The organism is Microbulbifer mixtoriginis (SeqCode) (genome assembly GCF_052466695.1).
In genome coordinates, this window is the sequence record NZ_CP174285.1 from 2,883,993 (window position 1) to 2,909,601 (window position 25,609).

At 50.9% G+C, this 25,609-nt stretch carries 13 protein-coding genes; 5 read left to right on the forward strand and 8 right to left on the reverse strand.

The genetic code is table 11. The features are described 5' to 3' along the window. Positions 1-5: 5 nt before the first annotated feature. Entirely contained in the window at positions 6-2,072 is a 2,067-nt protein-coding gene (ppk1, locus tag ACJJI0_RS12655; RefSeq protein ID WP_444882856.1) for a polyphosphate kinase 1, read from the reverse strand. 251 nt (positions 2,073-2,323) lie between these two features. Between ppk1 and ACJJI0_RS12660 the strand changes: the two genes are divergently transcribed. The 3 genes from ACJJI0_RS12660 to ACJJI0_RS12670 all read left to right on the forward strand — a co-directional run bounded on the left by ACJJI0_RS12660 (position 2,324) and on the right by ACJJI0_RS12670 (position 5,920). Then, positions 2,324-3,796 carry a Ppx/GppA phosphatase family protein gene (locus tag ACJJI0_RS12660; protein WP_444882857.1) on the forward strand — a complete coding sequence of 491 codons (1,473 nt, stop codon included), beginning with the start codon at positions 2,324-2,326 and terminating at the stop codon, positions 3,794-3,796. 73 nt (positions 3,797-3,869) lie between these two features. After that, the gene (locus ACJJI0_RS12665; protein ID WP_444882858.1) at positions 3,870-5,336 is read left to right on the forward strand and encodes a protein adenylyltransferase SelO; all 1,467 of its coding nucleotides are present in this window, start codon (positions 3,870-3,872) and stop codon (positions 5,334-5,336) included. Positions 5,337-5,497: 161 nt separating this feature from the next. Next, complete coding sequence (locus ACJJI0_RS12670) at positions 5,498-5,920, forward strand: DUF2147 domain-containing protein (RefSeq protein ID WP_444882859.1); 423 nt, start codon at positions 5,498-5,500, stop codon at positions 5,918-5,920. A 118-nt stretch (positions 5,921-6,038) separates the two neighbouring features. Here the strand turns inward: ACJJI0_RS12670 and ACJJI0_RS12675 are convergent, their stop codons facing one another. The 4 genes from ACJJI0_RS12675 to ACJJI0_RS12690 form a co-directional block, all read right to left on the reverse strand. Next, positions 6,039-7,118 carry an HlyD family secretion protein gene (locus tag ACJJI0_RS12675; protein WP_444882860.1) on the reverse strand — a complete coding sequence of 360 codons (1,080 nt, stop codon included), beginning with the start codon at positions 7,116-7,118 and terminating at the stop codon, positions 6,039-6,041. After that, complete coding sequence (locus ACJJI0_RS12680; protein ID WP_444882861.1) at positions 7,111-7,575, reverse strand: MarR family winged helix-turn-helix transcriptional regulator; 465 nt, start codon at positions 7,573-7,575, stop codon at positions 7,111-7,113. Before ACJJI0_RS12680 ends, ACJJI0_RS12675 begins: the two co-directional genes overlap by 8 nt. 138 nt (positions 7,576-7,713) lie before the next feature. Continuing rightward, positions 7,714-9,963, reverse strand: a complete 2,250-nt coding sequence (gene parC, locus ACJJI0_RS12685; RefSeq protein WP_444882862.1) for a DNA topoisomerase IV subunit A — start codon at positions 9,961-9,963, stop codon at positions 7,714-7,716. Positions 9,964-10,962: 999 nt separating this feature from the next. After that, complete coding sequence (locus ACJJI0_RS12690) at positions 10,963-11,163, reverse strand: antitoxin VbhA family protein (RefSeq protein WP_444882863.1); 201 nt, start codon at positions 11,161-11,163, stop codon at positions 10,963-10,965. A gap of 1,174 nt (positions 11,164-12,337) precedes the next feature. On the opposite strand from ACJJI0_RS12690, the gene ACJJI0_RS12695 reads away from it, so the two are divergent. Both ACJJI0_RS12695 and ACJJI0_RS12700 read left to right on the forward strand, forming a co-directional pair. Further along, positions 12,338-12,943: an ABC transporter ATP-binding protein gene (locus ACJJI0_RS12695; RefSeq protein ID WP_444882864.1), complete on the forward strand. Its 606-nt coding sequence runs from the start codon at positions 12,338-12,340 to the stop codon at positions 12,941-12,943. Next, positions 12,940-13,746, forward strand: coding sequence for an ABC transporter permease (locus tag ACJJI0_RS12700; protein ID WP_444882865.1), 807 nt, complete (start codon positions 12,940-12,942; stop codon positions 13,744-13,746). The genes ACJJI0_RS12695 and ACJJI0_RS12700 overlap by 4 nt, the downstream gene beginning before the upstream one ends. 57 nt (positions 13,747-13,803) lie before the next feature. Here ACJJI0_RS12700 and ACJJI0_RS12705 read toward each other — a convergent pair whose 3' ends face one another. The 3 genes from ACJJI0_RS12705 to ACJJI0_RS12715 all read right to left on the reverse strand — a co-directional run bounded on the left by ACJJI0_RS12705 (position 13,804) and on the right by ACJJI0_RS12715 (position 25,197). Beyond that, positions 13,804-14,265, reverse strand: a complete 462-nt coding sequence (locus ACJJI0_RS12705) for a hypothetical protein (RefSeq protein ID WP_444882866.1) — start codon at positions 14,263-14,265, stop codon at positions 13,804-13,806. Between the two features lie 8 nt (positions 14,266-14,273). Then, positions 14,274-20,357: a toxin TcdB middle/N-terminal domain-containing protein gene (locus ACJJI0_RS12710; RefSeq protein WP_444882867.1), complete on the reverse strand. Its 6,084-nt coding sequence runs from the start codon at positions 20,355-20,357 to the stop codon at positions 14,274-14,276. Between the two features lie 187 nt (positions 20,358-20,544). Beyond that, positions 20,545-25,197 carry a fibronectin type III domain-containing protein gene (locus ACJJI0_RS12715; RefSeq protein ID WP_444882868.1) on the reverse strand — a complete coding sequence of 1,551 codons (4,653 nt, stop codon included), beginning with the start codon at positions 25,195-25,197 and terminating at the stop codon, positions 20,545-20,547. Between the last annotated feature and the right edge of the window lie 412 nt (positions 25,198-25,609).

Below are 25,609 nucleotides of genomic sequence, written 5' to 3' on the forward strand. Positions count from 1 at the left end.
TAAGTTCAAGCGTCAGACTGCTTCTTCAAATAGCGGTATATAGCATCCTGGGAACGACAGTTTTTTTTGCCAGAGTTGGCAATTTTAGTATTACTCTGTCTCGCATCCACAATCCGAGCTTTTTGATTATCACTCCATTGCAGCTCCAAAATTTTTCGAATCGTCTCACGGTGATCAGTATTCATAATTGGAAAAGTCACTTCCACCCGGTGATCTAAATTACGAGTCATAAGATCTGCTGAAGAGAGCCACATCATCTCCTCTCCACCGTTATAAAATATATAAACACGCGCATGCTCCAGAAACTTATCTACCAAACTGACAACTTGAATATTGTCAGAAAGACCCGCTGTCTCACACACTAAGGTGCACATACTTCGCACAATGATTCTTACTTTTACTCCTGCGGCACTTGCACTATAAAGCCGCTCCACTACCTGGCTGTCCACCAGGTTATTACACTTAAAAAACAACTCAGCTCTATCGCCCCTTTCTGCCGCCTCAATTTCTCGATCTATTGCCCCCAAAAGCGCTGCACGGTTTGTCAGAGGTGAAACTGCGACATGCTGAAATACCGGGCGACGTCGAGTACGTCGAATAAATTCAAAAACATTGTAGACATCCTGGCCCAACTCCTGATTATTAGTTAACAAACTAAAATCACAGTAAATTCGCGCAGTACTCTCATTAAAATTTCCTGTTCCCAAATGACTGTAAAGCTTATCCTTACCCTCTTCTCGACGAAGAATAGAAATCAATTTACAGTGAACTTTCAATCCTGGAACACCATAAATAACCTCTACCCCCGCATCGGAAAGCTCCTTCGACCAGTGAATGTTTGCCAACTCATCGAATCGCGCGCGCAACTCAACAACGGCAATAACTTTTTTATTATTTCGCACGGCATTGATCAAAGCAGCCACCACCCGTGAATTCTTTGCAACCCGGTAGAGATTGATCCGAATTTCTCGCACCTGTGGATCAATTGCTGCAGATGCGAGCAAATTGGTGATTACGCGAAAATCATGATAAGGGTAATAATAAAGCCGATCGGCACTGCGAATATGTGCAAAGGCGCCCCCCTTACCAGGTAACGTTGGCAGCGGTAATAGTGGCTTATAGATATAACTCCCAGAATCTGCGGGGAACTTCATTAGATCTTTGGAGTTGTGGTAGCGCCCACCGGGTGTATAAGTATCATAGCGCCCCATTTTTAATTTTTTCTTCACCATATTTAGGAGCACTTCAGGCATTTCTGCATCGTAAGCAAGGCGCACTGGATCGGCGCGCTTACGCCTCTTGAGAGATTTCTCCATACGGTCCACGAGGTTTTGGGTTATCTGCTCACCCAATTCAAGCTCAGCATCACGGCTAATCTTGAACATATACGCTTTGGCCGAGCGAATCGGCAAAACCTGGCGAAACACCTCCACCAAGCAGGCCCGTATAATATTGTCGAGAACAATATATACTTTTTCACGCATTCCCTCACGGGGTGGAATCACAACAAAACGCGATAAAGTATTGGTGGGAATTTCCATTGCCGCATAACGCTGGATACCATCTTTTAAACGCAGAAAAATGGCAAAATAGATACTCGCCTCATTAAGCAGCGGCATAGTATCAAGGTCATCAATAAAAAAAGGCTCCAGCTCTGGCAACACTTCCCGATGGAAATATTCTTCGACAAAGGTGCGTTGGTGCTCAGTTAGCGTGGTTTCCCTAACTACATGGATATTGTGTTTATCGAGATCTGCCAGTGCTTTAGCGTAAGCTCGTGCATAACGTCGTTGCAGGCGCAGTACACGCTCATTAATTTGCCCGAGTAGTTTGGCAAAATGTCTTTTCTCCTGTTCAGCCCCTGCGAACGCGGCAAGACGACGCACATCTGCTACACGTACACGGAAAAATTCATCGAGATTGTTAGAGAAAATTCCCAGGAAACGCACCCGATCAATAATGGGTACAGTTTCGTCTTCAACTTCCTGTAGCACTCGCTCATTGAAGGACAACCAGCTCAACTCTTTTGGGTATAGAGGGATATCTTTAGGTATTGAAGGTTTGTAAAACATATTCAACCGGAGTGAATTTCCCTGCCCCAAGAATTCGATGCCAATTTAGGGGAAGTACATATCGAACAACTTATAGGGGCACAGGCATCAACCTATGACGAGCTATTCTCGCGAAAGGAAGATTTACGCGCATTTTCGTCACAACCAGGGGGAAGACCCCGCCAGATTGAAATAATCAACATGAGCACAAGGTTATACAGTTAATAGTAGAGTAGCTTGCCGTCTTAACTAACACGGGCCTAAGGATGTCGATGCAATCACCAAGTGAGCGCTACGTTGCGCTCGACCTCGGCTCCAACAGCTTCCACCTGTTGTTAGCGGAATTTCGCGATCAACGTATGGTACGCCTGCATACCGACCGCGCCATGGTGAGACTGGCAGAGGGGCTGGACGCCCACCACCACCTAAACCCCGTGGTATCGGAGCGCGCCCTGGCCGCTCTCACTCGATTTCAACCTGTACTACAAAAACTACCGGTGGATCATATTCGCGTCGTCGGTACCAATACCCTGCGCGCCGCCGCGGCTAATGCCGATGGTTTTCTCGAAGAGGCCGAATCCATTCTCGGCGTGCCCGTGGAAATTATTAGCGGTATTGAGGAGGCACGCCTGATTTACAGTGGCGTAATGGCCGCCGCCGACGGCCCACCACGGCTTCGCTGCATTATCGACATCGGCGGTGGCTCCACCGAACTGGTGCGCGGCAGCGAATCCCCCCAACAGTTACAAAGTCTGGAAATGGGTTGCGTTTCCTACAGTAGACGGTTTTTTGCCGATGGCCTGATCAGTGAAAATACCGTCAACCATTTTAAGCGCGCACAGCGCGCCGCCCGCGCCGAGTTGCAAGGGTTACAACACATTGCCGCCGAAGCGGAAGTTATCGGCTGCTCTGGCAGCGTGAAGGCGGTTTCACGGGTACTGAATGGAGGAGAGGTGGCGGATATCGTGCACGAGGATATCGACCGTCTCGCCAAAGAAGTTGCCAAGGTGGAGCATATCGCCGAACTGGAGCTGCCCGATCTCGACGAGGAGCGGCACCCGGTATTCGCCGCCGGCCTGGCAATCCTGCACGCCATCTTCTGTGAATTGGATATCCAGCGCATGGAGGTTTCGCCCTATGCCATCCGCGAGGGCATAGTGCATGACCTGGCGGGGCGGCTGCACGGTGGCGATCGCCGTGCCAGTACTGTAGACGCTGTGGTACAGCACTGGCAGATTGACCAGAACCAAGTGCGCCGAGTGAACGACACCGCCCTCAAACTATTGCAGCAATTGCGCCCCGAATACCCGCTGGAGGGAAGGCAACGACTGCGCTGGGCCATCCAGCTACACGAAGTGGGGCTGGCACTCACCCACAGCAGCTTTCGCAAGCTCGGTGCTTACATGATCAAGCACGCGGATATGGCCGGGTTCTCCAATGGCGAGCAGGAACACCTGGCCTACCTAGTGCGCAATCAACGCGGGCCTATTAAAGCGCCAAAAGAACACTACGGTTTTCACCCAAGTCCAGATTTACTGCTGTGCCTGCGCCTCGCCAGTATTATTCACCGCGACCGCACAGAGCGCACTTTGCGGGGAATCAACTTGGCAGACCAGGGAGATGCCTATCGCTTGCAAATTGAGCGTGAATGGCTGGATAGCAGCCCGGCGATAGAGGAATTGCTTTACCAGGAGGAGCAGCACTGGCAATCACAGACACGCCCTCTACGCCTACTTGCGGTATAAGCGTCCCTGCGAATAGCGATTAATGCCGGTAACATGCCTGGCAACATTTATTTTTAGCCCAAACCCAAAATCTATGAAACTCAGCGAAGTTACCCTCAGCCACCGCTACGCCGATATGGGCGATGCCTTTGGCCGCCGCATCAACCCCACTCCCTTCAAGCATCCACAGCTTATCGATATCAATCCCCCTGTGCTGCAGCTGCTGGGTATCAATGCCGCTGAGGCGAACAACCCCGACTGGGCCCAACTGGGGTGTGGTGCCAAGTTGTTTCACGGCAGTCGACCCTTTGCCATGAAGTACACAGGCCATCAATTCGGCGTCTACAACCCGGATCTGGGCGACGGCCGCGCCCTGCTGTTGGGGGAAGTTGAACACCAAGGTAAAAGCTGGGAATTACATCTGAAAGGCGCCGGCCAAACCCCCTATTCCCGCTTTGGCGACGGCCGCGCAGTGTTGCGCTCCACCATTCGCGAATATCTCGCCGGCGAGGCCCTAAGTGGCCTGGGCATCCGCTCCACCCGCGCGTTGAGTATCGTCGGTAGTGACGAGCCGGTAACCCGCGAGCAAATTGAAAAGGGCGCCATGCTGATTCGCGTGGCCGAAAGCCATGTACGCTTCGGTCACTTCGAATACCTGTTTTACACCAAGCAGCTGCAGGCCCAACAACAGCTTATCGGCGAGATCTGCCGGCGTTTTCTCCCCGACTCCCAAGAACTCAGTATCGGTGAACAGGCAGAGGCCATGCTGCGCTTTACCACCAGACGCAGTGCTGAACTGGTGGCGGGCTGGCAGGCGGTGGGTTTCGCCCACGGCGTACTGAATACCGACAATATGTCGATTATCGGCGACACCTTCGACTACGGCCCCTATGCCTTTCTCGATGACTACGACCCCACCTTTATCTGCAACCATTCGGACCATACCGGCCGCTACGCCTTCGAGCAGCAGCCCGGTGTGGTGCTTTGGAACCTGAATGCCCTGGCCCACGCTCTCTCCGGCTTTGTCAGTGTGGAGGCACTGCGAGACTGCCTGGAGCAGTTCCAACCCCAGGTGACCGATGCCTTTGCTGCGAGGATGCGCGCCAAGTTGGGGCTCACCACCGAGGAGGAGGGCGATCAGGCACTCTGCGCAGACCTACTGCAGTTGTTACAACAGGGGGAAGCGGACTATACCCTCTTCTTCCGCGCCCTATCCCGCTACCGCGGAGAGCGTCCCGCCCAAGGACTTCAGGAATGTCTCGCCGAGGCTCAGCACAGCGCCCTTGAGCAGTGGCTGGGGCACTACGATCGACGCCTGGCGCGTGAGCACAGTGATTCCTGCGCCCGCAACCGAGCGATGCTGGCGACAAACCCCAAATACCTATTGCGCAACTACTTGGCGCAGAAGGTTATCGAAGCCGCCGAAATCGGTGATTACCAACCCTTGCGTAACCTGCGCCAGCTACTGCAGAGCCCATTTGACGAGCACCCTCAACACGAAGTCTGGGCCAGCGCTCCCCCAGAATCCGGCAAGCGTATCCCGCTGAGCTGTAGCTCTTAATAGGGCCAAATTGGTACAACTTGCGAACAAATTGCTGGTATTTGCGGTCAAATGTCGTCTGTATGCGGTTATTTTTTTACCCGATGATGACTTATGCGGTGTCGCTGCAAGTGACTTGCTGTAAGATCTGGGTCACCCACTGAATAGAGGAAAACCTACAGATGATCAGAAACCTGCTCCTGGCCACATTCGGCCTGTTGTTCGCCCTGCAGGCCAATGCCGCAGATGTTGTAGGCAAGTGGCGCACTATTGATGACGAATCCGGCAAGCCCAGATCCATCGTGGAAATTTATGAAAAGGACGGTAAGTACTTCGGCAAGATCGTTCAGCTGTTGCTGAAGCCCAATGACACCATTTGCGAGAACTGCCCTGGTGACCTAAAGGGCAAGCCTCTGGTAGGAATGGACGTGATCACCAATATGGTGCAGAAAGGCAAGAAATACGAAGGCGGGGAAATTATGGACCCGGTGAAAGGCAAGGTGTACGACTGCAAGCTCTGGCTGGAAAACGACAACACCCTGAAAGTGCGTGGGTACCTCGGTTTTCTCTACCGCACCCAGACCTGGCACAGAGTCGAAGAGTAAATTACAGGGCCCGCATTGCGGGCCTTTTTTTTTGGCCGGCTGCCACTGGTTAGTCAGATTCTGACAGCCAAATCGACCGCTCCATCGCACAGCGCAAATCCCAGCCACTGAAGTGCTTCTAGAGAACCACCCTGCCACTCTCATCGGTAGAGGCGCGTGCGGATACTACCTTGGCATCCTCACTGGTATCGATACGCACTTTAGCGCTCATACCCGCACGGAGCGACGGCGCATCCTTGAGGGGGTAGAGGCGCAAGCGCACCGGTACCCGCTGTACCACCTTGTGCCATTCGCCGCTGGCATTCTGCGGCGGAGTAGGTGAAAACTCACTACCACTGGCCGGACTCATGCTGTCCACCTGGGCCTGCCATTCAAAGTCCGGGTAGGCATCGAGGGTCACCTCCGCCTGCTGGCCCGTGCGCACCCTCGCCAGCTCGGTTTCTTTAAGGTTGGCCTCTACCCACAGGCCGCTGGTGCCCACCATAAACAGAAGGCTCTCGCCGACGGTGGCCATCTCTCCGACTTGTGGCAGGGTATTGGCGATCACGCCATCCATAGGTGCAATAATACGGGTACGCGACAGTTGATAATTGGCCTTGTCCAACTGCGCCTGGGCCACCTTGAGGTCGGCCTGCTCTTCCAGGGCCACACTGGGGTCGCCGCCCAGCTCGGCACGCAGACTGGAGAGCTTTTCCGCATTGATGGTGATCTGCGCGCGGGCCCGCTCCAGCTGCTGGCGGGCGCTATCCAACTCCGCTTCAGAGAAGGCCACCTTGCCCAGTTTTTCATTGCGTTCCAGTTGGCGCCGGTAGAAATCTGCATCTTTGCGCGCCTGCTGCAGGGCGGCATCCGCCTCGGCATATTCGGCGCGGCGCGCCAGCAGATCATTGCGCACCTGAGCCAGGCGCGCCTCAGCTTCGGTCACCGCCAGCTCATAAGCCGTGCGGTCAATTTGAATCAACAACTGGCCCTTAAAAACCGGCTCATTGGCACTGACCAACACCTTGGTCACCACACCATGAACTTCTGGTGCCAGGGAAACTTTATCCGCCTTTACATAGGCGTTTTGCGTCTCGACGATATCGCCGCCGCCATACAGGCTCCAGCCGGCCGCCAGGGCGACAAACGCCAATCCCAGGGCGGCCCCCAGCTTGCGCATCGCACTCGGCTTTAGCTTCAGGTGCAGCTTGTCAGTCACATTCAATCTCTTCGCCTACCAGATTCTTGCGCAGCCGCCCGAGCAGCGTCTGCAGTTGTCCTATTTCCGCCGCAGTAAAGCCATCCAAGGCGTGACTGCGGGTCTCCTCCGCCAGGTCTCCCAGCAGCGCCATAGCCGGCTGTGCCCGGTCGGTCGGATAAATCCTAAAACAGCGCCTATCCTGTGGATCGGGCCGTCGCTCCACCAGCCCTTCGCCCTGCAACTTGTCGAGCAGGCGCGCCAGGCTGATCGGTGCCATCTCCAGGCGTCCCGCCAGTGCAGTTTGCTTCAGTCCCTGCTCTCGCGTGAGATGCCAGAGCACCTGCCAGCGGGCATCGCTGAGGCCGTGATCCCGTGCGCGGCGGTCAAAGTTACGCCGCAGCAGGCGTGCCGCGCTGTGCAGCGCAAAGCTCATCTCAGTTGCGCTGTCTTTTCCGGACCCGTCCATCCCTGACATAGTCTCACCCCTTTTTTTTGAGGGCGCTCATTATAAGCCTGCTTATTATTTCATCAATGCGCGGCTTATCAATACTAAAAACTGGCAATAAAAAAGCGGTCGCAATGACCGCTTTTACCGTGCCACATCAGTAAGGGCTTATTTTTCCAGCACCTCGATGCTATCGACCTTCTGAAAACCCCGTGGCAGCTTATTGCCCCGTCGGCCACGCTCACCGCGGTAGTGCTCCATTTCCGAGATCTTGATCTTGGTATGGCGCTTACCGGCATGCACGACCAGTTGGTTTTTACCCTCCAACACGGCGATTCCCACCACCACTTCCTCGCGGCTGGCAGCCCGCGCGGCAGTGATATTGATAATCTTATTGCCCTTGCCTTTCGATAATTCCGGCAGCTCTGTGACGGGAAATACCAGCATGCGACCCTCAGAGGTTACCGCCGCCAACAGTGCCTCTTCGGGACTATCTAACAACTGCGGCGGCAAGACCTGAGCACCTTTGGGCAGGGTCAGCATGGCTTTGCCCGACTTGTTGCGCGACTGCAGGTCGGCGAGTTTTGCGATAAAGCCATAGCCCGCATCGGAGGCCAACAGAACCCGCTGGTCGTCCGGCCCCATTAACAGCCCCTCAAAGGTGGCACCGGAGGGCGGGTTAATACGGCCACTCAACGGCTCGCCCTGGCCCCGCGCCGATGGCAGGGTATGGGACGCGATGGAATAACTGCGCCCAGTGCTGTCGAGCAACAGCGCCGGCTGGTTACTCTTGCCGCGTGCGGCAAAACCGAGATTGTCGCCAGCCTTATAGCTCAGTGCCGCCGCATCGATCTCATGGCCCTTGGCGGCACGAATCCAGCCTTTCTCAGAAACCACCACGGTGATGGGGTCGGAAGACAGCAGCTCCGATTCGCTAAATGCCTTGGCTTCCTCGCGGGCTACAATGGGCGAACGGCGCTCATCACCGAACTCCTTGGCCGCAGCCAGCAATTCTTTCTTGATCAGGGTCTTGAGGCGGCGCTCGCTGTCCAGGGTCTTAGTCAGGGTATCGCGCTCTTTCTCAAGCTCTGCCTGCTCACCGCGGATTTTCATCTCTTCCAGTCGCGCCAACTGGCGCAGCTTGGTATCGAGGATGTAATCCGCCTGGATATCCGTCAGCTCGAAGCGATCCATCAGCTCCTGCTTGGGCTCGTCGCTGGTACGGATAATCTCGATCACTTCATCGATATTGAGGAAGGCTACCAACAAGCCGGCCAACAGGTGCAGGCGCTTCTCTACTTTGTCCAGGCGGAACTGCAAGCGGCGGCGCGTGGTAGTGGCGCGGAAGGTTAACCACTCGCGCAGGATCTTATCGAGGGACTTCACCTGCGGGCGGCCATCGATACCGATCATATTCATATTGACCCGGTAGTTGCGCTCCAGGTCGGTGGTAGCGAACAGGTGATTCATCACCGACTCCATCTCCACCCGGTTGGACTTGGGCACAATCACCAGGCGGGTGGGATTTTCGTGATCCGACTCATCGCGCAGGTCGCTCACCATCGGCAGCTTCTTCGCCTGCATCTGCTGAGCGATCTGCTCCAGCACCTTCGCGCCACTCACCTGGTGGGGTAGCGCGGTAATCACAATATCGCCGTCTTCCTTACTCCACAGGGCGCGCATTTTGATAGAGCCGCGACCGCTGGTGTAAATCTTACGAATGTCTTCGCGCGGGGTAATAATCTCCGCCTCGGTGGGCATATCCGGACCGAGAATATGCTCACACAGCTCTTCCACTGTGGCCTTGGGATTCTCCAGCAGTGCCACCGTCGCGTTGACCACTTCGCGCAAATTGTGCGGCGGAATATCGGTGGCCATACCCACGGCAATACCGGTGGTGCCGTTTAACAGGATATTCGGCACCCGCGCCGGCAACACACAGGGCTCATCCATGGTGCCATCAAAGTTTGGCTGCCAATCCACCGTGCCCTGGCCCAGTTCCGACAGCAGCACTTCCGAATATTTGCCCATGCGCGACTCGGTGTAACGCATCGCGGCAAAGGACTTGGGATCATCCGGCGAGCCCCAGTTGCCCTGGCCATCAATCAACGGGTAACGGTAGCTGAACGGCTGTGCCATTAACACCATCGCTTCATACACGGCACTATCGCCATGGGGGTGGTACTTACCGATCACATCGCCAACCGTGCGCGCGGACTTCTTATACTTGGCAGTATTCTTCAGGCCCAGCTCGCTCATGGCGTAGACAATTCGCCGCTGCACCGGTTTCAGGCCGTCACCGATATTCGGCAGGGCGCGATCCAGGATCACATACATGGAGTAATCCAAGTACGCCTTCTCGGTGTACTCCTTTAACGGCAGGCGCTCTGTGGCCTCATAGACAGAGGTGTCGGTCATACAGCACTCGTTATTCGATTCGGAAGGAGCGGATTATGGCGGACTGGGGCGGGAGGTTCAAAGGGGGTTAAGTTACTATTGCTAGGCCAATATCTCTAGATTGGGAAGAACCTCGACATCGGTAAGCTTGAAAGCAAAAATTATTTCACCCGGCTACTCGACTATAGACTGCTGCAACTTGCATCTACTGGGGTTGCCAGACCCAAGCCTGAACCTGGTTACCTGTCCACAGCAAAACTTATAAGAAGTAGATCAAGCTTATTAGCTCTGCAACACTTTCATCTCTGGCAAAAGCTTCTACTTACAAGCTTAAAGCCTTTTAACTATCCATAAGTCGCTTATTATTAATTTTTTACAAAGTAAATTTTTTCTTGTTTTAAAGCAACAACTACTATCTTTTATATGCCGAGTAAACAACATCAAGATCTTCAAAAAACTTCATACTTGGCAAAGCAATCCTGATTACCTACTTTTCACTCAACTCTTGATTACATATATACCGTAGGGAGCTCTAAAAAATGAGGCTTTTGTTTAGAGTTCCCTAAAAGCAGAGTGAACGCTCGGCGAACTTGATTGAAAGGGTAAGGTGTGAAGAGCAACGAACCCCTTCATCATGCTGGACTATTTGAAGAGCCTGCTAGAACCGCCAAGCTTGCTTTTCTACGAGCCGCTCGTCTTCACTACCAAACTTTTTACCTTTACTAATCTCTACTTTTCTTGTTTTCCCCGCAAATGGGTACACATGTCGAAATAAGCGTCGATGGATCTCACATAGATGTACAAGATCAAAGGTGGGAGTCACGGGAGAGGCTATCAGATCTGCCAATGTGCGCTGAGTGATCACCCTTTCCGCTTCATTAAGAGATGACGTATCAGTAAATCCTAACAAGTTCTTTAGGCATTCTGAATTGTGCAACAAGTACGGATCGTACTCATAAATATCATATTGAGCGTAGGCATCCATGTCTCAAAACTCTAATGGTCTAAAAGCTAATAAATTTATTCTTTCGTTTTGGTATTTTGAACTTTGAAGGCATCCACTATTTTCTGAATATCTTCTTCTGCATCAACTTTTCCAGAAATGATATCTCTCATCCGCTCTTCCTCTTCAGGAGCCACCTTGAGGCCTTCTATTCGGCATGAACCCGCAGCCTGAGCAGCGAGGAATTCAGCGGTGATACGCTTATCCTGCGTTTTCATAAAATCCTCCCCTATTCTGGGGAAATACTGTTTTAGACATTCGATCTATTGTAAGGCTTACCTTAGGACCTCTGTCCCTTCCTGTCTATCAGGTGGTTTTAGGATAAATTTTGTGATGACTGACACTCATTACGCCACTATCAAATCCTAGACTAACTGGTTCTCAGGCAAGTCTTCATAAAGCATTGAGCCCCAAAGTCTCATCAGTAGTTTCCACTTAATCCATGACTGACCGCGGCCTAACTGCCTTATCAGTCAATCTCCCTTTACCCAACTAGCCATATACACTGGATATGCTATCCAGAAGTACATTACATGCTTCTTTTCTTCCACCTAAGAACCCGTCTTGTGTCAACCCATTTCACTGATTCTAAGATTAACCTCAAATTGGCATATCACACTTGACTTAACTGAAAAGACAGCCGAAAGATTGATATATCCAAGCATTTTTAAGAAACTTATTTCTTGACCTAGAAAAGCAGCCAACTAGGTGAAAAAACCAATTAAACTAACTCATATTTATAGTTACATTAAGTAAATAAAAAGCAAAAACCTACACAAGCATGCATCCACCCCCTCAACAACACTAATTCAATATACTCACCGGACTCGACAATATTCAATTTGACACTTCTTTTTTACCTTTAAAACAAAGCAACAATTAAATTTTTTAGCAACAAAAAGCTTCTTCTACCCAAAGCAAACAGGATCATAAAGTTTTTTTACAATATATCTTCAAAATTTTCTCAAGCACCCTCAACCAACCACTTACATAAATATTTTCAAAGCAGCACTAGATTCAGCCGCTTTTATAGGCAGACCCCCGCACAATTCCCTACGGAGAGATTTTCACCTAACACTTTTTCGAGCTTGCTATTCTTTATCAGAGTTCATGCATACCAAAAGAAGATAGGCCTCCAGTGAGGCTCATAAATCCGGCCCCTATCAACCCATTCTGAAATCACATTAACAACTGACACAGATAGCAGCCGCTAAAAATATTAGCATGAAAAATTTAACCAATTAATATGGCATTTAGCTTCCAAATTATTTCATCAGGAAAATTAATATTCTGGCTATAATATCGAAGCAGGTTTATTTATAGAGAACAGGGGCATCCCTCAGCCCTTAAGAAGCCTAGAAACCCAATAAATAGAAGTAAGCAGCAAGAGTCATGTCTAAACTACATATAGAAAATCTGAGTAACGATTTACTTCAGAAAGTAGATCTAGCTATAGCACCAGGCGAAGTTGTTTGCTTATCTGGCCCCTCAGGATCTGGTAAAAGCCGCTTACTACGTGCCATCGCCGATGTCGATCCTCACAACGGCCAGATCTCTCTTGGCAATAATTTACAAGAGTCTATGTCTGGTCACCAGTGGCGCCGCCAGGTTATGTTGGTACCGGCACAAAGTGCTTGGTGGTACGAGACGGTAGGCGAACACTTTAATCAGCCGATGGGGCAAGCGTTAAAAATATTGGGGTTTCCCGAGGAGGCAACAAAATGGCAGATAAGCCGGCTCTCTTCTGGGGAGAAACAGCGTTTAGCGCTTATTCGTGCGCTTTCCTACACTCCACAGGCACTTTTACTGGATGAACCTACTGCCAATCTGGATGCAGATACTACGCGTAAAGTAGAAACATGGCTTATGGGTGAAATCAGCAAGCAACAATACCCTGTCATCTGGGTGGCGCATAATAGAGAGCAAATCCAACGAGTAGCCAGCAGGCATATTGAAATTCAAGGCAGCTGTCTTGTGGAGCGGGAACTATCTAAATGAGTATGATCGATCTTTCCTGGTGGCAGTTATCACTGGCTGCGGGGTTGGTAGTCGCCCTGGCAATTTGCACCCATATTGCCCGATTACAGCTCGGTAAACCGCTGATTATTGCGGCGGTGCGCACAGCGATACAGCTGGCGCTTGTCGGAGTCATACTGGAAGCGCTATTCGCCGTAGGCACCCTGTTATGGGTCAGCCTGTTAGGGCTGGCGATGTTACTGTTTGCCGGGCAGCAAGTCGTCTCGCGGCAAAAATATCACCTGCGCGGAGGCTGGAGCTTTGCCATTGGCACTTTATCCATGCTGGTTTCCGCATTTAGCGTCACAATACTGAGTCTAGTGGTGCTAATCGGTCCTCAGCCCTGGTACCAACCCCAATACTCTATTCCCCTGCTGGGAATGCTTCTGGGCAATACCATGACCGGAGTTGCCCTGGGCCTGGATCGACTAACAGAAAGTATGCGGCGTTCAAGTGATATTATTGAAAACCGCCTAATGCTGGGTGAGACCTGGCGGCAAGCCAGTATTGAATTTCGCAGGGATGCCATGCGCGCGGGATTAATGCCAACGATCAATTCGATGGCTGCAGCCGGCATTGTATTTCTGCCAGGTATGATGACTGGGCAGATACTAGCTGGTACATCCCCCACAGTCGCAGTGAAATATCAAATTTTGATTATGTTTACTATTGCTGCTGGTACAGGGTTTGGTACTTTTGTGGCGGTTGCTCTGTGTACAAAGCGGTTGTTTGATCAGCGCGAGAGGCTATGCATTGCTCGCTTATCAAAATTAGAGGAGTTTTAGTCCATAGAAAAATTAACGAATACTAAAAATAAAGCCCGCAAAAGCGGGCTCCATTCACTAACCTTCAAAAAAGGTAAGACACAACCCATCCTCATCAAAAAGATCATCTTCCAGTATAAATTTAAATTTTCTGTCTGGATACTTCATAGCTAAGCGCATCCTCCAGTAATAAATTAACACCTTTCCAAACTCATCCATCAAATATTCGTCTTCGCACGCCTCATCTTCAGCCAATAAGAAAAAATCTGAAAGGCAAGTTAAATTATTAAATTTCTCGAGCTGCTCTTTAGTTGAGCCATATCGTGAAGATATTTGAGCTAAACCTCCTTTGACGTTCTCGGATAGAAAAACCATCCCGTCACACTCTACAAACTCAGGTGAGAACACTGCAGCACAAGCTAAGATACCCTCTAATCCAACACAATTAGCAACATAATTTAGGTATCCACTCTCTTGTGGAAAACCGGAAGGGAACTTATTTAAAAGGCTAGCATCCACCAGCCCTTTCAAAATTTTCACAATTTCTCCTATAAGCCAAATTGATCTATTACGCTTTGAGGTACCTGTCCATCAAATTTAGTATCGTTACCTTCTTTTGGGAACATTTTTCCACCACTACCTTTATGCCACTCTGTAAACTTAATTCTCTTAGATGAAATATCCATCACTCTTCGTCCATCTTGGCCATACACAACAATATGGCCTCCTGTTGTTCTAGAGTAAGTATTTGGCTCTCCCATTAGCGGTCTCTCTTTTCCATTACGAGATTTTATTCTGATTGTATTTCCAGAATCTTTGAGACCTTTCAAAAAGTCCATATCAAGTGTTCGACCAGCCTTATCTGTTAAGAATCTGACTCCGCCACTTGACTTTTTACTATACTTTTTAGGGTTCCCTAGCCCTCTTAGATCACTAAGCTTCCCATCACTAAATTCCGTACCGATTAAGACATCCGCTGCAGCACCAAGCTTATCGCCAAGGCTAGCACTACCATCGAGGAATATCGTGTTCAGGTCGTCCGCGACACCAACCAGCTCATCCAGGCCAACCTCTTTTAAGGATTTAGCATCTAGTTTTCCAGTTCTTTGAAATTGCTTATAAGCTTTATATGCCAGCTTTCCTCCAGTGACAGCCAGTTTAACAATCGACTCACCATTGGGATCCACATAATTAATTGGATTATTGCGCGCATAGCGATAGGGCGTCCAACGCTGCGGATCTGCAAAACGTCCCGAGTGGTTTAGCACTGGATCCGGGCTGATAAAGGTACCAAAGTTAGACTGCAGATAGCGCCTTTCGAAGTAGCCTAAACCCGTGGACTTATCCAGCTCTTTACCCGCATAGCGGTAAGGTGCTGCAGTACTATCACCGAAGACATTTTCCAGTTCGCCGTAAGACTTATAGGTAAAGGCATTAACGATCTTACCAGCCTTATCCAGAGTCAGGTCGGTAGAACCTACGTGCGTGTGCAGGTAATACTCAGTCGGCGTGAACACTTCCCCACTCTGGTCACTGCGGGCAATACGTTTCTGGCCAACACTGATGTACTTCAGTAATTTGCCATCACGTACTTCACTATCTCCGTCGATATACAGGGTGACGCTGCGGGCTCCGCCTGCACGTTCGGTGATTTTAAAGCGGCGCTGGTGTTTAAAGTCATAACCGTACTGGTCAGCGGCTTGCTGATTACCGGCGTAAGTCAGGCGCTGGTCGTGGTCCCAGTGGTAGGCCTGGTCGCCGGCTTGCGTACGATTACCGTTGTCATCGTATTCAATCAGGCCTTCAGCCCAGCTCAACGCTTGGGGTCCAGGCAGGCTGCCACGGCTGCTGCGGTTGGAGGCGCCAGTGTTGCCATTGTCATTGCTGCCGCCATAACGCAGATCTGTGATCTGGGTATTTCCAGCGGTGGCCATATCTGCCAGGTCGACACTCGCGCGACCCACTTGCAGCAGGTTGCCGATTTTGTCGTAGCTGTAATAAACCTGCTCGATATCGTCGGCAACGCCGGTCAGGCGATAGACATCGTCGTAGCTGTAGACAATATTTTTTGCCAGGGAGGCTGCCTGGGCACTGGTTGCGCCGAGTTCGGCAGCCATTGCGGCGAGAGCGTCACTGGGGCGTTGATCGTCGATACCGAGTACATTGGAGACGGCATCAAAACGGTAATCCCACTGTTGCAGTGGCAGGGCGTCCCCGCTTCGCTGGGTGCGCAAGCCAGCCAGTCGCTGGCGCTCGTCAAAGCCCCAATCAGTTTCAACACCATTGGCCAGCCCTTGGTGCTGCAAAACCCCATTGGCGGTATAGTCCAGGCGTTCCACCACTCCCGGGATGCGCTCGAGCAGGCCGCGGGTGTTGTATTCGAAGTTCACCCGGCTATTGTCGGGGTAGAACTGCTGTGTCATACGCCCGGCACTGTCATAGGCGAAGCGCGTGGTGTAGAGGGGGCTGTCAATTTGTGGGCCGGTAATCTTGCGCTGGCGCTGTACCACTCGGCCGCGTGCGTCATATCCCCATTGCTCGAAGCCAGCTTGGTCGGTCACTTTGGCCAGGCGTCCAAGCAGGAAGGCACCGCCCTCTTCGCCGCGCTGGTCGTACTGGTAGCTGACTACCGGTGAAGTAGAGCCCAGCTGCAAGCCCGGTTGCCAATTTGCGCCGCTGGGAGCTTCTCCTCGCGGCGATAATTGATACTCGGCAAAGAGACGGTTGGCGCCGTCGTAGCGATAGTGCCGCTCCTGCCCCAGGGCATCGCGGGTGGCCAGCAGGTTGCCGGCATCGTCAAAGTACTGCCAGCGCTGTCCGCGGTTGGGGTCGTCCAAGAAGCGCATGCGCCCCAGGTCGTCGTAGTGCATGGTGCGCACATTATTTTGTGCATCCTGCAGGCGGGTAAAATTACCATTGAGGTCGTAGTCATAATAGGTGGACCAGGTGGCACCACCGATGCCGCCCTGGGTATTGGCTCCAACAATTTCATCCACTTGCCTCAGGCGGTATTCACCCTGCGCCGTTTGCAGGCCATCAAACACCAGTTTTTTGGCGGCGCCATGGTGAACACTGTTCGCACGAGTTTGCTCTTCATCTTCCAGCATCTGTGCCATGGGCAAATAGGTGATGCGATTGAAGACACTTTCCCCACTTTGCGCGGTATAGGGCTGATAAACCTCCTGGGTACGCCCTTGGGCGTCGTAAAGATATTGTCGGTGGTGCTGGCCTTTATCATTAGCGCGATAGGCGAGCCCCTGGGCAAAGTAAGGCAGTGCGGTCTGCACTACCTGGCCGCGCGCATTAAAGTTACTGTGATCGCTGACCACAACCTGTCCCGGTTGCTCGGCTTCACTGCGCACCATCAGGGTGCGGCCCAGACCGTCGTAAAAACGGCGGCTGTCGATGGTACCGCTAGCACCACTCCGCTCGCGCTGGCGAGTCTCTACCCAGCTGATACGGTGACCATCCACCATCTGCGCCAGTTGGTAATCGTACTCAACCGTGGGGAGTTGCAGGCTGTCCCCTGGCTTGGCCATGGCGGTGAGGCGTCCATGGCTGTCGTAACCATATTGAGTCTGCTGCCCGTTAAAGTCGGTGTAGTCGGTAAGTACACCGAGGCCCTTGTCATAACCCGCACGAGCGGTGAGCCAGCGACTGCCGGTATGCAAACCCACTTCTGTTGGGAAGGTGTGATATTGCGAGTCGTAAGTGACTTTGGTTTGGTGGCCTGTGTTGGCGTCCCACAAGGGGTCATAACTTTGAATGCGGTTGCCGAAGGCATCGTAGCGGTGGCGCTCTGCAGCAACATAGGCATCTGCACTCTCAGCATCGTGCCAGAGTCGACGCAGGGTCAGGTTGCCCTTGGAGACCGCGCCTAAATTACCAGCGGAGAAACTTTCATCATCGTAGAACCACTGCTCTTTGGCCACAGCGCGGCCCGATAGGTCGGTAACCTTGCGCTCTAGCGGTAGGTGCAGGAACCAGTGGCCCTGTGCAGAGGCGGATTCCGCACTGAAGCGCAATTGGGTAATACGCTCGTCCTGCCAGTTGCCATCGGTACGGCCCAGCTCTTTGATATAAGTGGTATTACCGTAATTATCGTAGTCATACTCCCAGGCAAGGGTCACTGGGGTACCGCTGCCCCGCTCCAGCATATGCTGCTGGCGTTCGGTCATAGCCGCAAACTCGACTTTGCGGCTTTCCTCGGCATAACCAGACAGCAGTTGGCGCAACTCCCACTGATTTTCCTCGCGCCAGAAAATTCCGCCGAAGGCATCGCGGGTTTCTATTTGTTTGATCTTGCCCTGTAGGGCTTCCTGTTCGGTACCATCGGCTTTTTGGCCCAGGTGGAATTCGTAGCGGGTTGCCAGTGTCGGGGTACTGGCATCACCCACGCGGCGCTCTTCACTGTGTGCAAAGCCCTGGAATTCTTTATCGGCAGCATCGTAGAAGCCGTCCCAGTAATCCATCTCGGTGGTTTGCTGTTCACCACCGCGGCCATCATCCACAACAACGCGCTTAAGTACCTGCATTGCCACAGGGATACCCTGCGACCAGGGGCTGTTACCCTCGCGGTCTCTCACCATCTCCTCGACAACAGAGCCGTACTCCAGGGTCGTCAATGCACCCAGGCCATTGTCGATCGTTTTTAGCTGATTCGGTTGCTCATTGGGGAATAGCTCTGCGAAATAAAAAGTATTAGCACCGCGACCGGGGCTGTACCAAACAATATCCGTAGAGCCGTTACCATTAATATCGACCAGGCGCACCTCTTCGGGAGCAACATTGCCTTGGGCCTGGATCAGTTGTGGCTGGCTAAATTGGGCTAATTGATGTTGGTTGCTGCTCAGGCCCTGGTTAAGCCAGATGGATACATGGGTTCCATTCAGATACACCAGGTCAGCGCGGCCGTCGGCATTGATATCGCTAATACGAACATTGTTGAGATCGTGTAGTGTATCGGGGCTATTGGCAAATACGACGGCAGGTGCAAAACCCTGCAGACCGCGGCTGGCAAAATAGGCAACATAGCCATTGCCAACCCCGACCAGATCCGCCATGCCATCGCCATTCATATCCCGGAGAAAGACATTGGGATCGCCCAGACGCATAGCCGCGGTGCCCGCTGGCATAGGCAATTGAATGGGCTGCGACCAGCCATCGGCGTGATTTAACTGAACAACATGGGATAAAACTTTACCGCTGCTGTTCACTATCGTTGCAAAGACATCAACACGTTTGTCGTTATTGATATCCAGCATATCCACATGGGGGCTATCAAGGGGGATTTGCAGCCCATCGATAGCGCCGCTGTACTGCCAACTATGATTATTATCCAGGTGGAAATAATGTGTACTGCCCGAGCCATACTGCAGCATATTCACTACACCATTACCGTCGATATCGGCCCAGGTGACCGAGTCACTGGAAATACGGCTGGTGGAGAAAGTATTCATTTCGCGATAGCTCTGCCATTGCGGCAGGCCATCGTCCCCTGGACCTAAATTAAGCCAGTAGACGTCTTTATTCGGTGCGGTGTTAATAACATCCGGCAGTCCGTCACGGTTAATATCCAGGAAAGCCACATCAGGATTATTCAACGGCACCTGACTCGCAGCCGGCATCTGTGACATAAACACCCGGTCCTGCTGGTAGTGCGTGTAGTCATAGCGCACTGGCGGCAGTGTTATCACCGACTCGCCCTCACCTGCACTCGAGTTAACCTCTTCCAACAATGAGAGGCTTTGCCATTCCGTTAGCGGCTGATAGGAAAATTCATATTTACGTAAGTGGCGCCCGGCAAATTGTGTTTCCACACGCTGCAAGCGATAAGCGGTTTTAATCTCAAAACCCGCTTTATAATTTGTTAGGACGTCAGGGCGGTCTTCATAGTGAAACTGCACCGCCATATCGCCATTCGTATTATATTGAATCCTGTCCAGATAAATCTGAACACCATCATCCAACTTGCGATATTGATAGTCGATACGATTGCCATGGGTATCTTCTACCGCCTCTAGATACCAGGAGAATACCGATGTGCCGTTGTTGCCACTGACTCGGCTATTAGAGTCTTGCCCCAAATACCAACGCAGACCGTTGGATTGAGTCACCAGCCAACCCTTCGACAGGCGCTCGTAGCGAGCAAAATCACTGGCATTTTTGGTGCGATAAACACCGTCTTCCACCAGGACTAATTCTTCGCCCAGGTGATTGATAAACGTATCAAACTCATCAAACTCATCGGTGCGACCATCGCGGTCGTTATCCTGCCGATCAGTCTGGCCCCACTCTGAATAATTAGGCAGGCCCTTGTCGGTTTGACGCTGGATATAGGGAATAACCAGTTTATGCCCCAGTCCCAATAGCCCATTACCAAACCCGCTGTTGTATTCCAGTGATACATCCGGAGCCAGTCCATTACGCCCAGGGGGCACAGCCAAGTTCACTAGACGTGAACTGGTGCCGGTATTTAAATTAGGGGTGAAAGCCTCACCGAGCCCGGAGATACTGCCCGGACCTGTCGGCAGATTGAGAACGGGCGCTTGCAAAGCGGTGTGTTCATTGGCGGCAACAGCAGCCGTAGATGACACAACCATGCAGCAAGAAAGCAATAAATTGCGTAGCATAAGCATCCTTGTTTTTAAAATCAGTGTTTCCTCAAAAAACACTTTAAAGACTCGTAGTTTTTATCGATAGACTCCAGCGTGAGTCATGCTGTAAAAAATAATCTTCAATAAAGACGGCAACCCAGCAGTATGATTACTGTTGGGTTGCCGAATTAATACTCTAATTATTAGGCATTAAAAAATAGAGTTAGTGGACTACCGGCTCGCGCAGTAGTAACAGTGGACCAATATCATCATCACCACAGCTATCAACATTTCTCGGCTTGAAACGATGGTTAAAGATCAACTCAACATCCTTAACCGCATTGAGATCTACCAATGAGCCATAGCGATCTGCCAGCTTGAGTGACAAGCGCCAGCCAGTAGCAGCGACACTGCGTTCTTTAAACGCACTGGTAATCGTGGAATTTGAACCTGTGCCACTATTAAGCACATCCAAGTTCGCAGACATAGAAACACGGTAGCTATTTCTGAACGCCAGCCCAGTTCCCTCAACGGCATCCCAAAATCGAGTGCTATGAGTTATAAACTCGTCCTGAATACCAACTCCATCCGCATTTTCCACCAGAGTTCCCGGAGTTTTACTACGCAGGAAACTAGTGCCCCCATAAGTCAAAAATGCAGGCGTTTCGGTTTCACCACTAACGCTATAGGCAAGGGGGATATTAAGACCAACGGTTTCAATTTTATCCAGGTAATTACCACCAGTTGCCAAGCAAGACAAATCACCGTTGTCGGCAATAACTGGCCCCAGGAAGAAGTTACTGCGCGGTAATTCTTTCACAGTACTAAATTCCACAGTTACCCAGGTATCACTGCCGTATTTACGCGACAACAGGCGCAGCTTTTCCTGCAAGGCTTGCTGCGGGCTTAAGCGCGGACCGCCTTGTTGAGCCGGATCCGGATGGACGTAGGTCTGTGCAATACCGTTGATATTATCTACATAGCCAAACACATCATCCTTCAGAGAGAAGGTGTCCGTCGCCTGCTCTATACTTCCAAGCTTATGGAGTTGATCGAAAGCCAAAAGCTCACTATAGAAATCTCTAAGCTCCTGCGCATTACGCAAACGGAAAATACTTTCCTTTCTGAAGCCAGTGACTGAACCCACAAAAGATTCCTGCCACTTGTATTCCAGGGCACTGGCCGTGTAGAACAACCACTTCTGTGCTTCTTCAAAGTAACGCTCCGCACGCAGTACTTCAGTCGTCAGGCGGCTGGCATGGATCGGATCGGCAAAATAACGCTCAGCCAGATTGGCATTAGTAGTGAACATCTGGTTCATAACCCGCTGTGCCTGATTCAGCATGCCAGTCAAACGTTCCACTTCCTGCTCAACCGTAGCTTCCGCTTGGGCAATATCCAGCGCAATGGTATTTGCTTCCAGCCACATAGTGCGCACGCGAGCCTTACTCTCCACACCCAGTAGTCTATTTGAGCTGTCGTTTAAGGTCGCGCGCTCTTCCGCCGCTAGGCGGGCGCTCTCTGCCTCCAATTTACCAATATCTTTAATCGTTTTTATATTGCGGTTGTGCTCAGCAACGGTTTCTGCGGTTTCTTTTACCGTTTGCGCTAGTTGAGCCCAATTTTGACTCACGATAGCTGCTACCGACTTCACAATCCCTTTAAACAGGCTACCCCGCTTTCTAGACTGTTCCGCCTTTTTGCGAATTTTGGCAATCTGCTGCTTAATTGAAACCTGCTTGGAGCCGTAATCCAGGATGATCTTCGACATGCCGTCGACGATTCCCTCTTCCTCCGCGCGTCGTTCGATTTCGATTTCAATCGCACTCAGCAGGTCTTCCATACGCTGCAGGTTGTTGCTCAGTGCAATTTCCGCAATATCGATATTGTTCGCCTGCAGAGAAATTTCACTACCGTTCTGCGCATCCTCCGTAACAATCACACAGTCCTCGGCAAAGCAGTTACTTGGGAACTCCAAGCCCAACAGGCTGTACAGCCAGTTGCCCAACTGCTGGTGGCGGTCGGTATATTCCGTGGCCAGCTTGTCGGCACTGTGGCGGTAGTTCTCATAGCTGGTTTTTGCGGCGGCGAGACTATTCTGTGCGGTGGCGATAGGGCCACTGCTGTCATTACCGAGGAAGTCACTCAGTGCATTGAAGGAATCAAACACGGTGTTGCCATCGATACCGTAACCCTGTACCAGCAACACTGAGTCCTGTGGCAGGCCCAGAATATTGGTTTCGCCCGTGAGCCAGCTCACGGAGTTTTCCAAATCGCTGAGATGGGTTTGCCATGCATACACTGCTTCGGGCAGACCAGAGAAACCTTGCACCTGGGTAAAGTCGGTATTCGGGAAGATCGCACGCAATGATTGCTCTTTAGCAATCAACTCACTGCGCAGCGTATTCATCTCGTCAACCATTTGTGCCAGCAGGGTGGTATTGGTCTGTCCGGCAACGACGGCCAGACGCGCTTGCTGCACTTTAGTAGAAGCCAATTTGCTCATCAGCTGATAGAGCATGGTGACATCTTTGTAACCGGTGAACAGTAATTCTGCTGGGGTTACATCTTTTTGTGCCAGGTCGTTGGGGTCGTAGTAGCGGGGGCTAATTTGACCACGGGAGGGACCCCATTGTGCTAAAAACTCCGGCGCATAGGTCAGCAGGGAGTTGTACTGCTCCAGGGCATCCTTCAACAACTGGTGTGCAGTTTCTATATGACCAACTTCGACCTCTACCGCTTCGTTACGCAGGCGGCTAATACGGGCATTATCCAGGGCTTCATTAGCCAGGATCATTTCCGCTACCGCGCGATCGTAGTAAACATCCAGCGTGAAACGTTGCAGGTTTTCATTGTTGGGATGATGAGTGAGCTGCTCAAAAATAAACGCTTCCACATCTGTAGCGCGGTTACGCTCGGCAGTGTCATACAGGCTGGAAAACTCAACCGTGGCTTCACCACTGGCATAAGGATTAATAACAGTATTGGTGTTGGTATCAACGATATACATCAGGTCCAGGTAGCGGAAGGCCGCTCTATCCCGGGAGAAAATACCCTGGGCAGGATTTTCCTGGGCCGCAGGTACCTGATCGGCTTCGTTGTAGTACAGCTGCTTGCGAATCTGTACCGTGGGATCCAGCTCCATCGTTACCGTGAAGGTATTACTAAAGTCGGAAGAGCCCGCTTTGTTCGCGGCCTGTACACGATAATCGTGCGTACCGAATACTAATGGAGAGGCATTGTATTTATAGCTGTTGCCAGCACCGTTATACACGGTTTTCCAGCTGCCATTATTCATACGTTGCTGCAGCAGATAACTATCAGTTTCGGCAACTGATGGCCAGCTCACGGTATAAGCTTCGCCAGTAGAGGAAGGTACAGTGATATAACTAGGCGCTACAGGTGGCTTCAGCAACGCTACGGTGGCGCAAGCTTCCGGTGAATAGTTGGACTGATCTGTTGAGGTCAGTGCACGTACCCGGTAGCAGTGGCGCCCGTCTTGCAAGTTACTCAGCTGGTAGCTGCGTGCAGTGCCGCGATAAAGCTGCTTATTTGCACTGTCTACCACTTGATATTCAACGGTAAGACCGCCTTTATCAATTTCTGTCCAGCTTAGTTTTACTTTGCCATCCCAGCTGCTAGTGGGTGCTGCAGACAGCACCGGTATACCAACAACACGATCGACTTTAACTGTTACTAACGAGGAGTAGTTGGAGCAGGTGCCCTTGGCATTACAAGCACGAACCTTATAGCTATAAGAGCCATTGCTAACACCAGAGAAACTCTTACTTAAACCAGAACCATTGTATAGAGTGGAGCCACCGCCATCGACCAACTGATAACTGGTAGCAAACTGCTTGGTATTCCAGCTGACAGTATATTTACCATCGAGGCTGGTGGTGGTATTTAATTTAGGTGTTGGTACGCCAGGACGGAAATAGACTTCTAAATCTTTACTTTCTCGATAGCCAGAGCAAGTGCTATTACAGGCCCGCACTCTAAAGCGGTAAGTACTACCATGGCTCAGGGAAGAAACCGTTGTACTGGTGGATGAACCAGAATAAATATTGCCGGACCAATTGCCGTTATCCTTGCGCTGTTGTACCTCGTAGCGAGTAGCCCCGCTGCTGGCAGCCCAGCTGATGTTAACGCTGCTAGAGGAGGTATAACTGGGAACAGTGATAGAGGATGGGGTTGATGGCGTCAGCTCTACCTTCATGGTTCCACCGGTCTTATAAGCACCACATAAATTCTTTGCGGTGTTACAGGCTCGTACACGATATTGGTAGTTACCACTAGAGCGGCCAATTTCATTAAAGCTAGTTCCAGAACCGTTATAAACCCTGCTCCAGGAGCCACTATTTACCTTACGGTAGAGCTCATACCGGCCTGCACCAGTACTGGAAGACCAGCTAACCTTGTAAGCCCCATCACTATCGAAAGTGCCGTAATTGATACTGGAGGGCGCTGCTGGTTGAAATATAACGTTAACGGTATGAGTGCCTAACTTAACCCTATTGAATCGGGAAGCAGGGCAAGATGTAACTTTATCTTCCCAATCATCAGGGGAGATAACATCAGGAGTACAGTGTTCATGCCAATACTCATAAAAGTATTTACCGGCAGAAGAAACGGTTATAGATTTAGTAGGGTTTGAACTGGAAAACCCATAGTCTAAGGGAATATTCCGAGTAAAAGTTCCATTTTTATACTCCTTTAAATATACACCCATTATCCCAATTGGCGCTACAGAATTATATGACAAGGAATATTTCCCATCAGTATCTGTGCTCGGCCCGCTCAAGGCAGACCCATAAGCAATAGTACTGGCACTTAAAACCTGCAGCACAAAAAAGTTACGAACAAGAGTCAACATTTTAAAAACCAAATAACTATGATTCACATAGACACAAAGCCAATAAGCTTTGAAAGCACATAATAGCCAAACAACCACTACGAGCAGCAAAAAAGCTTAAGACCATCCTTTATACAACAGAACCGCAGATGACTTTCCTCCCTAAATTTACTTATATCCATACCTAAAAGCTACAACTTAAAAACCACCCCAAAATAATCCACATAAAAATTTATTGTCGAACAGAGCTCGCCATCAACAACCACACCCCCTACTATAAATACAAAACCGCACCCCCCAACTGCGATACACGAAAAACACAAAGAGCATCTAGCATGCATTAAAAAATAAAACAAAAATCCTCAAAACCACCATTCAAAATAAGAATCAATCTAAATTTGAACCAGAAAACAAATTATGAAATCAAAGGGCA

Coding starts and splice junctions, on each gene's coding strand:
- ppk1 (WP_444882856.1), bottom strand. CDS start 2,072: ATGTTTTACAAACCTTCAATACCTAAAGATATCCCTCTATACCCAAAA.
- ACJJI0_RS12660 (WP_444882857.1), top strand. CDS start 2,324: ATGCAATCACCAAGTGAGCGCTACGTTGCGCTCGACCTCGGCTCCAAC.
- ACJJI0_RS12665 (WP_444882858.1), top strand. CDS start 3,870: ATGAAACTCAGCGAAGTTACCCTCAGCCACCGCTACGCCGATATGGGC.
- ACJJI0_RS12670 (WP_444882859.1), top strand. CDS start 5,498: ATGATCAGAAACCTGCTCCTGGCCACATTCGGCCTGTTGTTCGCCCTG.
- ACJJI0_RS12680 (WP_444882861.1), bottom strand. CDS start 7,575: ATGTCAGGGATGGACGGGTCCGGAAAAGACAGCGCAACTGAGATGAGC.
- parC (WP_444882862.1), bottom strand. CDS start 9,963: ATGACCGACACCTCTGTCTATGAGGCCACAGAGCGCCTGCCGTTAAAG.
- ACJJI0_RS12690 (WP_444882863.1), bottom strand. CDS start 11,163: ATGAAAACGCAGGATAAGCGTATCACCGCTGAATTCCTCGCTGCTCAG.
- ACJJI0_RS12695 (WP_444882864.1), top strand. CDS start 12,338: ATGTCTAAACTACATATAGAAAATCTGAGTAACGATTTACTTCAGAAA.
- ACJJI0_RS12700 (WP_444882865.1), top strand. CDS start 12,940: ATGAGTATGATCGATCTTTCCTGGTGGCAGTTATCACTGGCTGCGGGG.
- ACJJI0_RS12710 (WP_444882867.1), bottom strand. CDS start 20,357: ATGCTACGCAATTTATTGCTTTCTTGCTGCATGGTTGTGTCATCTACG.
- ACJJI0_RS12715 (WP_444882868.1), bottom strand. CDS start 25,197: ATGTTGACTCTTGTTCGTAACTTTTTTGTGCTGCAGGTTTTAAGTGCC.